Origin of the sequence: Aestuariibacter salexigens DSM 15300 (assembly GCF_000429145.1) — a bacterium.
GTDB lineage: Bacteria > Pseudomonadota > Gammaproteobacteria > Enterobacterales > Alteromonadaceae > Aestuariibacter > Aestuariibacter salexigens.
Window position 1 is genome coordinate 1 of record NZ_AUBH01000004.1, and the last position, 12,596, is coordinate 12,596.

The 12,596-nt window shown below is 42.4% G+C and carries 9 protein-coding genes and 2 pseudogenes; 5 read left to right on the forward strand and 6 right to left on the reverse strand.

All coding sequences use genetic code 11. The annotated features are described in order from the left end of the window. Positions 1–367: 367 nt before the first annotated feature. The 4 genes from G441_RS0107345 to G441_RS0107360 all read right to left on the reverse strand — a co-directional run bounded on the left by G441_RS0107345 (position 368) and on the right by G441_RS0107360 (position 4,140). Positions 368–1,015: a hypothetical protein gene (locus tag G441_RS0107345; RefSeq protein ID WP_026375746.1), complete on the reverse strand. Its 648-nt coding sequence runs from the start codon at positions 1,013–1,015 to the stop codon at positions 368–370. Continuing rightward, positions 1,002–1,709: a hypothetical protein gene (locus tag G441_RS0107350; RefSeq protein ID WP_026375747.1), complete on the reverse strand. Its 708-nt coding sequence runs from the start codon at positions 1,707–1,709 to the stop codon at positions 1,002–1,004. Before G441_RS0107350 ends, G441_RS0107345 begins: the two co-directional genes overlap by 14 nt. A gap of 355 nt (positions 1,710–2,064) precedes the next feature. Further along, positions 2,065–3,024 (reverse strand): hypothetical protein, encoded by a 960-nt coding sequence (locus G441_RS0107355; protein ID WP_026375748.1) that lies wholly within the window; start codon positions 3,022–3,024, stop codon positions 2,065–2,067. Positions 3,025–3,228: 204 nt separating this feature from the next. Further along, positions 3,229–4,140 (reverse strand): hypothetical protein, encoded by a 912-nt coding sequence (locus tag G441_RS0107360; RefSeq protein WP_026375749.1) that lies wholly within the window; start codon positions 4,138–4,140, stop codon positions 3,229–3,231. A gap of 560 nt (positions 4,141–4,700) precedes the next feature. Between G441_RS0107360 and G441_RS0107370 the strand changes: the two genes are divergently transcribed. Genes G441_RS0107370 through G441_RS19655 form a run of 4 tightly spaced genes read left to right on the forward strand, consistent with a single transcriptional unit; the run spans position 4,701 to position 9,560 of the window. Continuing rightward, positions 4,701–7,082, forward strand: coding sequence for a DDE-type integrase/transposase/recombinase (locus G441_RS0107370; RefSeq protein WP_169726058.1), 2,382 nt, complete (start codon positions 4,701–4,703; stop codon positions 7,080–7,082). Next, the gene (locus tag G441_RS0107375) at positions 7,079–8,113 is read left to right on the forward strand and encodes an AAA family ATPase (protein WP_169726059.1); all 1,035 of its coding nucleotides are present in this window, start codon (positions 7,079–7,081) and stop codon (positions 8,111–8,113) included. Before G441_RS0107370 ends, G441_RS0107375 begins: the two co-directional genes overlap by 4 nt. Beyond that, positions 8,113–9,405, forward strand: a complete 1,293-nt coding sequence (locus G441_RS0107380) for a TniQ family protein (RefSeq protein WP_026375753.1) — start codon at positions 8,113–8,115, stop codon at positions 9,403–9,405. The genes G441_RS0107375 and G441_RS0107380 overlap by 1 nt, the downstream gene beginning before the upstream one ends. After that, a complete protein-coding gene (locus tag G441_RS19655; protein WP_156896307.1) occupies positions 9,405–9,560 on the forward strand; it encodes a hypothetical protein in 156 nt (51 codons plus the stop codon). The genes G441_RS0107380 and G441_RS19655 overlap by 1 nt, the downstream gene beginning before the upstream one ends. A gap of 78 nt (positions 9,561–9,638) precedes the next feature. Here G441_RS19655 and G441_RS0107390 read toward each other — a convergent pair. Continuing rightward, positions 9,639–10,750, reverse strand: a pseudogene (locus tag G441_RS0107390) (IS3 family transposase). A 295-nt stretch (positions 10,751–11,045) separates the two neighbouring features. On the opposite strand from G441_RS0107390, the pseudogene G441_RS18200 reads away from it, so the two are divergent. Next, positions 11,046–12,087 (forward strand): annotated as a pseudogene (locus G441_RS18200) (IS481 family transposase). A 150-nt stretch (positions 12,088–12,237) separates the two neighbouring features. On the opposite strand, the gene G441_RS0107405 reads toward G441_RS18200, so the two are convergent. Further along, positions 12,238–12,573, reverse strand: coding sequence for a hypothetical protein (locus tag G441_RS0107405; protein WP_026375755.1), 336 nt, complete (start codon positions 12,571–12,573; stop codon positions 12,238–12,240). Positions 12,574–12,596: the final 23 nt, after the last annotated feature.

A 12,596-nucleotide genomic window follows, 5' to 3' on the forward strand; every position in this document is an offset into this window, starting at 1 on the left:
ATAGTACCTGCGTGGGACATCGGCTCGCTCCATTAAATGATCTTCGCAAAATCAGTTTAATGAAAGCTGATGTCCCCCGTTTATGATGAAGAGCCGCGTTCAGTATGTTGCAGTCAGAGGTAACTAAAGAATTGGCTATTTGCATTCTAGGGTTTGAACATCGCTTATCCGTCACAACACCGAAAAGCTTCGGCTGGTTGCAAATTGAAAAATGAGGATCAGCTTTGTACGTATTTCAGACGGTCGGTTTCTAGCGGCAGTGAAAGTGAAAAAAGGGCAAGCGGACATTCACAAATGTAATTTCTAACTACCGCTAAGTTGCATTTGCTAGCATTGAATAACATTGTGTAATACCAACTTTTATTGCTCAACGTACTGTGATACCCAATTTGGCACAACGCTCTGATATCAAATTAGTTTTCAAGCTTTCGACCGAATTTGAATTAACAGCATTAAGGGCATTGAGCAAATATTCTTGATATTCCTCGTTCAATCCATACTCGTTTTCTCTCCAGCCTGGATATCCACTATCATAAATTAGTGGTGCTTTACGTGATAAGGCATCTTCAAGAAGTATTTTTGCTTTGCTTAAGTCGCCTTTTTCAAGAGCGATAAAAGCCACTTCAGGTCCGGAATTAAAACAAGCTCCCTCAAGCTTTTCTAAGCTGTCTATGGTTCTAAACCACTCAAAAGCGCAAGATTCAACTTCTGCAAGTATGTCTCTTGCATACTTCATTGCAACGTCATGATTCTTCGAACTCCATTTTGAACTTAGCCTGAAACCTACGTCGTATGAATCTACATCATCTATCGGACTTGATAGCAAATGCACTGAACAGTATATGTAGATGACGTCTGAGCCCCAACGACCAAATCCAAAATAAATGTGGTCAAGTAGTGCACCTCTTATTCTATAGAAGTCTTTCTCTTTTGACCTTTGAAATCCAAGTTTGGAAAGGTGTGGTTCAATTAGATTTCTTAGTGCATTTTTGGTCGGATCTTTATACTGCCTCATTCAAAAACTCCAGTCTGAATTTTTTAATATTCTCAATCTTGAGTTTATCAATGATTAAATTTCGCTCTTCTTGATTGGCTGCAATGAACAGCGTTTCAAGCGATGATGGCTGGTCCAAAAAGTACTCTAGGTTTTCATTATTTTCATAACTTTTAGTACAGCTTAAGCCTCGGTGTTTGTTACTAAGAAGCTCGACCCAAACATCAACTTCAGCTTGTCGACCAGCTGTGGTTAAGTAAAGCAGCTTAAGTATCGAAGGGGAGCCTCTGAGTCGAAAATTCTCGTATTCCTCTTCTGAGCTAATTTTACTGAAGCGCAGAGAATCAATGTCGGATATTGCTTTCATTACTTTTGCTGCTGCTGTTTTAAAGTGTTTCTTTTCCTTGAACACAATCGCATCCGTTTCAGTAAGATGGTCGTTGCTTCCCCAAGGTAAGAACCTAGGAGAGAGGTCTAGATTAGGGTCATATGTAAGAAATTCACCAAATCTGAATAAAAGGTGATTACCGCCTGTTCTCACACCAGCACTACCGACTTCTTGGTGCTGTACAGAGAAAATCATGAAATGCACTAGATTGTTATTTACTCGGAAAAATCTATATCCATCATTTGATGAAAACCCTAAAGATTGAAAGTGCTTTTCAATTAACGGGGCTAAGTGCTTGCTAATGATAGGTTGTGGTTCATTGCTCATAATGTAAAGTCCATTTCTATTACACTCATTCCATTATTCCTCTTGAGTCTAGGCTAAGTCGCAATGAAAAAATAGATTTATCCAAAAGTATGTAATTACTACCCACTGAATATATTTAGCTTCGCAAATTGTCCTCTTCTCGTTCATTACTTCAATGTCTGTAAACAAGCATTTTTGATCATTCGATCAATGAAAAGGCGTCCAGATGTGAACGACCGTAGATTGTCTTTATCTGTCTGTCAGATTCAGTCTCATCCTGAACATAAAAGTGTCAAATCAGATATGAGCTACCACACATAAATAACCGCTTATAAGAAACACCATTCATTTGTCTCAATTGCTCCAGAAGCCATCGTCATTGTCGTTCTAAGCTGGGGTTGTTGTTGATGCACTGCGCGGTAACTAAATCGAGGTCATCAGCCATCTCTGAGAGGGTGATACCTTTATCTTTTAATTGTTCTATCGCTGTATTCAGCTGACCTATCGGCACTTTCTTAATATCGTACGTGTCGCGAAAATCTGGATCAGCAAATTCATCCTGAATTTCTTCATAATGCTCCCAGTCTGTTAACGCTTTATGTTTTAGCTCCCATTGGGCTAATGGTATCGCCTGTTCTTTATCCTCAAGGTTCTCCACATAGTCATCGTAGCTGTCATAATACTTGTGGTAACAATCATACTGTAATTGTTCAGCAGACAAATGAGTCAGCCCTCTTGGTACTTTTTCTCCCATCGCCTTTAGGAACTGCTTCTGCCTTGCCGTGGCAGGCCGATTTTTCCATGCCGTTCTGTTTTCTTCATTGGCAAACAACATCCGTACTTGAGCACCTGCTTCAGAATCAGACAATCCTTTTATCGAGCCACCAAAGAATTTTATGATGGCTAACGTTTCTTCTTCTGGCTGAGCCAGTATACCAATAAGGTCTGAGTACTGGCCCTTTGTTAAATCGCCGCGTTTAACGATAACGCCATCCTCTTTAAGACGGTTTATTTGATGCTCAGTAGGCGAGTCGAAATACCAGTCGTCGACAAGCTCACTCTCCATACCACTGTCACGCTGCTCAAATACGGTCTTCCAACGTGCCTGCAACCAGGCGAACTTACTTTCAACTTTTTTGGTATTTCTTGAGCTATCGCACTCCAAATCTATCTCGAGGTGCTTGCAGCCAATGTTGGCTGGCGCAGCGACAGGTTGATGGTTTTTTTGGGAATGTTGTTTTGCTTGCGGAACGCTATCTTTTGTATTGTCACTGCGTGGTTTTAGCGCGATTATCACGATGGCAATAACAATAACTGTGGTGATGATTTCTATCATTCCTTGACTCCGTGGACATGCCAGATTTCATCGTAGCGATTAGAGATTAACAATGAAAGCCTTGATGAGTGTTGCTTGTCTTTAGGCGACTTTAACTATCCAGCAGTTCCCAACCAAGTTATGTACAAAACGGATATCTCTCCAGTCTATCGGACTTACAATTTGCAACCCTCAAATGCAAATAGCTGAACTTAGTAAAAGTTATTACGTACTGTAGAGCCTACGCATCGACATCATAAAACCGTTCTCTCTCCTTACAGTAGGTACCTGCAAAGGGTCGTGATCATAATCGAAGCAGGATAACTGAAAAGCTTTTTTATATTTGAGTGAGAGTGGATAGACTTCACTACGACTCATCATGTCACGATAAAGATTTGTGGGGCATATGTCACAGAAAACCTGTTGCCTTATGACTGTAATGTTTGGCTTTATTAGACCAATAGTAAGAGGCATCAGGTTTTGTAGATACCACACCGATAAAAGAAGCCTATACCAGTAACCATTGAATAATTGGCATTTGGCGAAGCAGGGAAACGCGGCGTACAAATGAGCTAAACATTTTAAAAAGTTCTCTTCGTCATTCTTTACTTTGGACATTCTGAGTAAGAAAAGTAAGTTTTCGAAGCCAAGTACATTTCCTTTGAGAAACATTTCAATGGGATGAATATGTTTTATATGCTTGTCATAATAACTAACAGTCTTTATTTGCTTTGTGCTATCAGAGTCAGGTTCATAAAGGCCAACCAATGCTTCATGGGAACCGACACACTCCAGGTTCAGCAAATCAGTCTCAGAAATTCTTTTATACTTTAATAGGTTAAAAACAGGAAGGTCATAAACAAACTTAGCGCCAGGGAATGAAAAGTCGATTTTCTTGGCTATAGAAGAAGACATAGCATTGTGTCCTCGTCTCCATTTATTCAAATTTCCACTAGACTCCCTTTCCCCCCATACATTCGCTTCAAGCTCCTTATCCGTTAGTTCATATCTTCTGCAAACAAAATCCAATACTACATTTGTTTGAATGAGACTGACCTCATCCTGAGCTTGATAATGCTGTCCAAAATTGGCTGCGAAGAAACTATCTGTCTTTTTTGAAAATGCTTTCCGGGTCATTTCACTTGGGTAAAAAATACAAGGTTTTTACTCAATATAGTTTACCGAGAAGAGTAATTCATAGTCTGATAACGTGACGGTGTTGGACATAATTGGACATGAACCATGAATAATCATTGTGGCCATAATGGTTTGAAGCGCTCTCCGTCGAAGCTCTCAGATAAATATGGTGAACTTTTGAATCTAGAAGAAGTTGCTGATCTGTTGAAGTACCCAAGCGTTGCAGCAGTTCGGAAAGCTCATAGCAGAAAAACACTCCCTGTCCCTCTCTATAAATTTCGAACAAAAACTGGCTTGTATGCAAAGACTAAAGAGGTCGAGCAAAGCATCAACAACATGTTACGTGCATAAAAAAGAAGGAGCTAAAAACCGTGCAATAGAAAACAAAAAACCGAAACCAGTTTGACTGATTTCGGCTCTCATTGAAGGTGATACCTTCGCTTCACACATTAAGTATCCCTCCGAGTAGCTGAATCGTCAAGTTTTTAAATCGAATAATGCGTTTCGAGGCTGGCGCTCGCTTGTTTGACACTGACGACACCTCGGACAGAGGAATACTTATGCTTAACGAATATGAATTCTACGAATACTGCAACGTAACACACAAGCTGAGTAAGGAAGCAATCCAATACATTAATTACATAAGAAACAACCCGCCAAGCAGAATGGTTGGCGTAAACGCAACATCGAACGTGATATCACATGTCCCGTCGAAGAAAATGCGCCATACCATTTCGACCGAGAGCCGCGGGCCCGAGTGGTGTTTTAAATTATTTAATGAAAATGATGACCGCTGCTTAGAGATTTGGGACCAGATCGAACCTATCGATGTTTACAGAACTGGAAAAAATGGACAGAAACGAAGAGGTAGTTACACCGCCGACTTTCTGGTCCTGACAACGCGAGGACCACGTGTAATTGAAGTAAAGCCACATGAAACACTACTTAAGCTAGTCGGGGAAAAGCCAAAAGACTGGATTCAAAGATCTGAAGACACATTTATATACAAGCCCGCACAAGATGCATTTAATTTAATCGGAATAGAACACGAGGTTTTTGCATTCAAAACCTCTATGCAAGTAAAAGCGTTCAATCTAGACCTCCTATCTCATCACGATGACTTAAATATCGATTTATTAGATATTCAAAACGCTGTAGACAGAGCTTTCGAACGCCAGTTCGCTTACACGATGAATGAACTACGCATTGCTTTAAAGCTAGAAAACTACAATTCAATATTAAAACTGATCCGTGATGGGTATCTCGTAGCAGACCTCGATTCAGAATTATTGTCTGAACCCGATTCAACAAAACTGTTTAGAGACATCCTCCACATAGAAGCTCTGAAAGAGCTTCAGACACACAAGGTTTCTCAGAGTAATGGCTTTGTTCCGGTAGAATGTACTACGCTACCGAATAGTACAGAAGTTAATAAAGTACTGAATCGACTAGAGCGAATTCAGTCTGGAGAAAAAAACAGAAGTACCCGTCGATGGAAACAACAAATAAGAGAAGGGAAGACTAAAGGACTCACGCCGTTTCAGTCTCTGATTTCGAGGCATTATCTTTCTGGAAATAGAAAAAGAAAACTGCACACGACAGTTGTGGAGTTTTTAACTCAATATATCCAAAACGAATTTGCGCCAAAACAGGGACTTAGCTTTTACTGGGGACATAAACAATACTGGCAGGCTGCGCTAGAAGCACATCCTTCATTTAGCCCGGTGTCGCGACAAACCTTTACGAAGGCCATTAAATCGCTACCTAAGAACTTTATTTCAGGAATCCGCAGAGGGAGACGCGGAAAGAACGCTGATTCCCAATCTACAAACCCTCACAGCAGAAATCTTAGAGCGCAATTACCCTGGGAGCGGGCCTCAATTGACCACTATTTAGCTGACGTCTTTTTGATTGTGGGATCACATGATGGCGTTGTATATGCGGAACGCCCTTGGCTCACTGCAATGATTGATATAAGTACTGGACGTGTTTTAGCAATAACACTCAGTTTCAAACCACCCTCAAAATCATCATGCTGCAAAGTTATTAGGGAATGCGTTCGAAATCACAGCAAACTTCCTCGAGAAATTATAGTTGATAGAGGCTCTGACTTTCGTTCAACCTACTTTGCAGCCTTATGTGCTCATTACGAGATCACCCTATCATTTCGTCCGGCAAGTTTTCCGAGGTACGGCGGTGAAATAGAAGGTCTTTTCGGCGATTTCAAAACAAGCTGGCTGTCGCAACGACCAGGAAATCTAGCTAACTTCAAGGATGCCAGAGAATCAGACGGCACTCACATCCCAAAAAGATACGCAATACTGCGCGCATACGACTTGTACAGTGAACTACATCAGTTTTGTTCTTTCCGCGATGCTAAACCTTCAAACATAGATAATTGCTCTAGGCATGACGCTTTTAATAGGCGTCACTCTGAGTTTCCTCGGGTAGCGGTTCATGTAATTCCCGACGATGAGTTCTATTTGTTCACTGCTGTAGACGAAAGGAAGTACGTCCTTGACACCAAAAGAGGCGTCAAGATCAACGAACTTTGGTATTTCAGCTCTGATATCTCGGACTCAAACCTGAAAAAGTCGCAAATTGAGATCCGAATAGATCCAGAAAATCCACATGTTGTGTATGGCTTCATCAATAACAGATGGTGTGCACTATACAGTGCAAATATTTCAACATATTCAACCCTTCCAAAAGAGCATCAGTTTGAAAAAGGGCTGATTGGTATTGAAGGAGCACAATTCAGAAGAAAACTTAGAGAAGCAGCAGACCTTGACATAGCAAAACTGATTCGTGAATTGAATAGTTGTTATGACGCAGACTGTCTCGCAGAACCGCTCGCTGACGAAGGCTCCAGTATCCTGCCACCTGAACAAGAGGTATTAGACCTTGAACTTGTTGAACTGAGCACGGAGTCATGGTCATGAATAATCTAAACAGACTAGACTTAAAACTAAACCATAGAAACTGGAATGAAGCGCTTGCCTATGCATTTAACTCACTAATTACTGCGCTTCCAGGAGAGGTCATTCTTTTGCTCGGACCATCTCGCTCTGGGAAAACGCGCCTCATACTGGAACTGATAAAGATGCTATGTGGGAATCCCAGAAATGACACTACAAGCTCGTACCTGTGCAGCTACATACTCGCTAAAAATACCGGACCTCACGGTATATTTTCTACAAAAGCATTTACTTTTCGAATGCTACAAATGCTAGACCACCCATCCTTCAAGCTGTCTGTGAGCGACTTAGAAATGGCTGCCAGATTCGACAGAATCACAGAAAATGCCATGAGCAACATGTTGGAACGAGCATTTGCTAATAGAGGTGTAAGATACCTCGTCATAGATGAAGCTCAACATGCAAGATATGTAACCAAGGGGGCACAAGCGGCTCACGCTGTACTTGACGGTTGGAAGTCCCTGGCAGAGTCTAGTGGCTTTACTTTAGTGCTTGTCGGCACGTACCCAATTCTCAACGTGATGCAAAACTCTCCCCATTTACTGGGCAGGACAAGAACAATCCACCTCCCCAGATATAAAGCGGAGGCAAGTGACCTATCGCATTTTTACTCTATAGCTTCAAAATTCTTGGAATGCTTGGACACTCCAATCGATTTTGAACTGAAACAGGAAATTCAAAGGCTACACAGGCAAACCTTTGGGTGCATTGGGCTTTTGCGATCATTGCTAATTGCTGCAAACAATTTGGCTTGCTCTACTGAAACGATGATCACTTCAAATATCTTAGATCTAGTTTTTCAACCTGCAGCTAATCTCGAGTCAATTTGGAGTGAAATTGAAGAAGGTGAGCGTTCATTAGAAACATTGAAGATTGAAACGGCAGGCTATGAGGTCTCAGAAGGGAAAAATCCAAAACCTAAGGGCAAAACGCCATTCCAGAGGAAACCAGCGAGAATACCTGCGGGGAATCGTTCAGAGAAGAGGAATTACTAATGCTGTTTCCGCTATCTCTTCAAGGAAAAGGTACCATGGATATTGAGGCTCTACCCTCTTATCTGTACAGGCTTTCGTATGAACATGGCTACTCTGTGGGCGAGTTCATGAAAGCGCTTCATAATCTGGCTTGCAGGGAGAACAGGTTTTCAAATACGCAGCGCGTGCCACACTATATATTGCCGGGAGATTTGGCAACTCCCGGGATAACGTCTAAATACATTAAAAGTTTACTGGAAATATACACAAATCAGTCCTTAGATGAATCTTATTTATGGATCCTCGACAAAGCTCTAGGAGCCTCGAGAGGGGAAGTATCCAAGAACTTCCGATGGTGTCCGGAATGCTTTCATGAAATGTCACAGTTGTGCATACCTGCATATTTCAAACTCATTTGGTTCATGAAGTCAGTTACTGCCTGCCCAATCCATAGAACTCCTATATTAGAAGTATGTCCGAGCTGCAATAAGACTCAAAATACATATACCCGAGTGAAAGAAATGGGTTTATGTCAGTTTTGTGGGCATGAGCTTAGGAAGCGTAAAACGCGCCTTAGACGTTCTAGTATTCGCCATTCCTGGGATGACATTGGCGTTGATGTAGTGAAACTCTTTCAACATATGAACGATATTCCTGCCAAACACTTTCCAGAAAATGGCGCAGTTACCTCATTGAATTCTCTGTTGGATTACTATTGGGATTCAAATCGAGAGAGCGAATTTTATTCTGTAATGAGTAGGGACGAAATGCTGTCCCTTACTCATCAGCAGAAAGAGATCAGTTTCAAGACAGCACGTAAAATTGCCTTTAGATTGGGGCTGCCTCTTTATGAGTTTCTTGCTGGGAAAGCAAAAGAAGTGACTATGTCATTAGATCCGAAGCTATTTTGTGCGTTGCCTCCTGGATTTCTCGAAGTCAGAAAGAAAGTAAAAAATGACCACAGATTGATAATTAGGAAGATCAAACACTATCTTAAACAACAGAATTCACCTCCAACTATCAGGGAAGTTGCTGAAGCAACAGGAATTAGTATCGGCTATCTTGAATATCGCTATCCGGCACTTGTCTCGCAACTTGTGCATCGGCGAAGGGAGCATGTAAACCTCGAAAAACACAGACTACAAAATGTAGCAACGAACGAGGCACTGAGCTTTTTTGTTGGTGCTAAATATAAGGCGAGTAACCTCTCGAAAAGAGAAGCGTATAGAGCACTGAGAACATCAACTCAGTTACCTAAAAGAATGATTAAAGTCGGAATACAGAAAGCAACTCGAGCATTAGGTTTTCCCTAATGCATGCTTCTAAAACAGCAACCCTGCAAGCTAAAAAACTTGCAGGGAAAACTCTAAATCGACCGATTCCTTGGGCAGCTACCGCTTTGCTCAAACTTACTAGAATGTTTTTGAGAACAGAACAAAGTGAGAAAAATATATTTCGCGATTATTAAATGGATAGTCGGGTTCGATGAAAATGATGATGACCTGCCCCCAGATCTTGATCCACTTCTTGGTTAGCAAAGTCGATTTCAATTAATACTTCTCTTAGTTCGTTTTGTCCATCTGAATTGGGATGCAAACTCTGATGGGGTTTTGTAATCCAGTGAAGAGTGTGGTCGGTTTTCGTTATAGTCTTTCCGCCATTCAGCAATGATTTCTCGTGCTTGATGAAGCGAGGTAAACCAATGTTCATTTAGGCACTCATCGCGGAATTTACCGTTGAAGCTTTCGATGTAAGCATTCTGCACTGGCTTTCCAGGTTGTATCAGTTTGAGCTGCACGCTGTGCTGATAAGCCCATTGGTCTAATGCATTCCCCGTGAACTCCGGTCCCTGGTCTGTTCTGATAGCACTGGGGTAGCCTCTGAACTGGGCAATACTGTCCAGTATTCGTGTTACATGCTCACCAGTTATGCTGCGAGCTACCGCAATGTCCAAGGACTCTTTGGTAAAGTCGTCCACAATGGTCAGTGTTTTTAGTCGTCGTCCGTCTGACAAAGAGTCCATTACAAAGTCCATCGACCAGGTTTCATTCGGCGAATCAGGTAATTCAAGAGGCTGGCGGTCAACTGCGACACCTTTGCGCTTCTTACGCCGTTTTACAGCCAAGCCTGATTCACTATAGAGCCGATCAACGCGCTTGTGATTAACCTCAAAGCCTTCGCGCCTTAGCATGGCGTGAAGACGACGATAACCGAACCGACGACGCTCCTGAGCCAGCTCAGTCAGTCGTTGTTTAATGTCACTGTCCATTTCAGGGCGTTTAGGCGAATACGACAATGTTGAGCGTGATAATCCCACAAGCAGGCACGCTCGACGCTGGGAAACGTCGGTCTCTTCCAGCATGGTCATCACGGCCTCACGCTTATCCTGTGGGTTTAATACTTTCGATTCAGGGCCGCTTTGAGTGCATCGTTATCCAGCATGGACTCTGCCAGCATGCGTTTGAGCTTGGCATTTTCTTCTTCCAACTGTTTAAGACGTTTCAAATCTTGTGCTTCCATACCCGCATACTTCTTTCACCAGGTATAAAAAGTGGCATCGGAAATTCCGTGCTTGCGACAGATTTCTTTAACAGGAATACCTGCTTCGCCTTCTTTCAGGATGTTGATGATTTGTTCTTCAGTAAAACGTTTTTTCATGTCCGCATTTTCCTCTGGTTGCGGACTTTACTAAGTTCAAAGTGGATCGGCTAGTAGGGAGCAGGTCAGTCGGCATAAATTGACAGGTAAGTATATATTATAATATGCCGAATGTGACTCTAGTGATTTTTATGTTTAGTAAAAAACTCTGAGAGTCTTTTAATAAACAAGCCTTCATAAGCAGCCAATTAATCTATAGAAGTCTCGACTAGATCTTACATTTCCCTTTAAAAAGAGAGAGTTACCAGTTTAAGGTATGGGTGTCGAATCCAACTTAAACAAAAAGGTAACTCTCATGTTGCATACTAACAACCCTGTTATTAAACACAAAGTCGGTTTACTCAAATCTTGCTGAAGAACTGGGTAATATCTCTCAAGCCTGCAAAGTCATGGGCACATCACGAGACACGTTTTATCGCTATCAACAAGCTGTCGAAGATGGCGGCGTTGAGAATCTATTGAATCAGAATAGGCGTGTACCAAACGTGAAGAATCGCGTTGACGAAGCGATTGAATTGGCTGTTGTAGATTACGCAGTTGAATATCCTGCGCATGGTCAAACACGAACCAGTAACGAGTTGCGTAAGCGTGGTGTATTTGTTTCGCCCAGCGGTGTTCGTTCAATCTGGCTGAGACATGGTTTAGCGAACTTTAAAGGACGCTTGGCTGCTCTTGAAGATAAGGTAGCCACAGAACAAATTATCCTGACTGAGAGCCAAGTTCAGGCACTAGAGCGTAAAAAGCAGGATGACGAAGCCAGCGGCGAGATCGAGACGGTTCATCCAGGCTATCTTGGCTCCCAGGACACGTTTTATGTCGGCACACTTAAAGGCGTTGGTCGTGTCTATCAGCAAACGTTTGTGGACACCTACAGCAAAGTCGCTTTCGCCAAGCTGTACACCATGAAAACGCCTATTACGGCAGCTGATACACTCAATGACAAGGTGCTGCCGTTCTTCCAGTCTCACGACCTACCAATGCTGCGTATCCTCACTGACCGAGGTACGGAATACTGCGGCAAAGTTGAGAATCATGACTACCAAATGTATCTGGCCGTTAACGATATCGAACATACTAAGACCAAGGTCAAGTCTCCACAGACAAATGGTATCTGCGAGCGCTTCCACAAAACCATCTTGCAGGAGTTCTATCAGATTACATTCCGTAAAAACCTGTATATGAGCCTGGAAGAGCTTCAGAAAGATCTGGACGAGTGGCTGGATTACTACAACAATGAGCGAACCCATCAGGGCAAAATATGCTGCGGCAGGACGCCAATGGAAACGCTCATTGATGGTAAAGCGGTTTGGGCTGAAAAGAATTTAGGTTCAAACTAACCTGACGAGACACCCGACCAAACTGGTACTCTGTTAGATCTGGTCTGAACTTCTACAATTAATCTGTATTAGCAATCTCTGCCTGGGGATATTGTCTCGCAAATTTAGCACTGTTTCACTATCGCATAACATTTCTCCATTCCTACTCTCTCAAAGGCATCCACCACAACTACCGCATCGCCAGTCATTTTGATTGACCGCCTGATAAAACCACTCAACATGCTGTTCGTCGAATGGAATGTCGTAACGCTCAAACAGCGGCACAAGCCAGTCCGCTTGCTCCTCAATCCATTCGTGAATCTCTAATCCCTCAGTATATTCTTCATCATCTGGGAATAGCCAACTGAAAATACCGCGTGTACCCATGTGGTTCTCGGCTTTTACTGGAGGCAACTCCAAAAGCTGTTGGTTAAAGCTGACTTCCCAATGCCCCAAACAGAGCGTGTGTCCTTGCGCTGTCCAGCGCGCCGTGAAGGGATTTGTCATCTTTTACCCCACCACTTATTCAA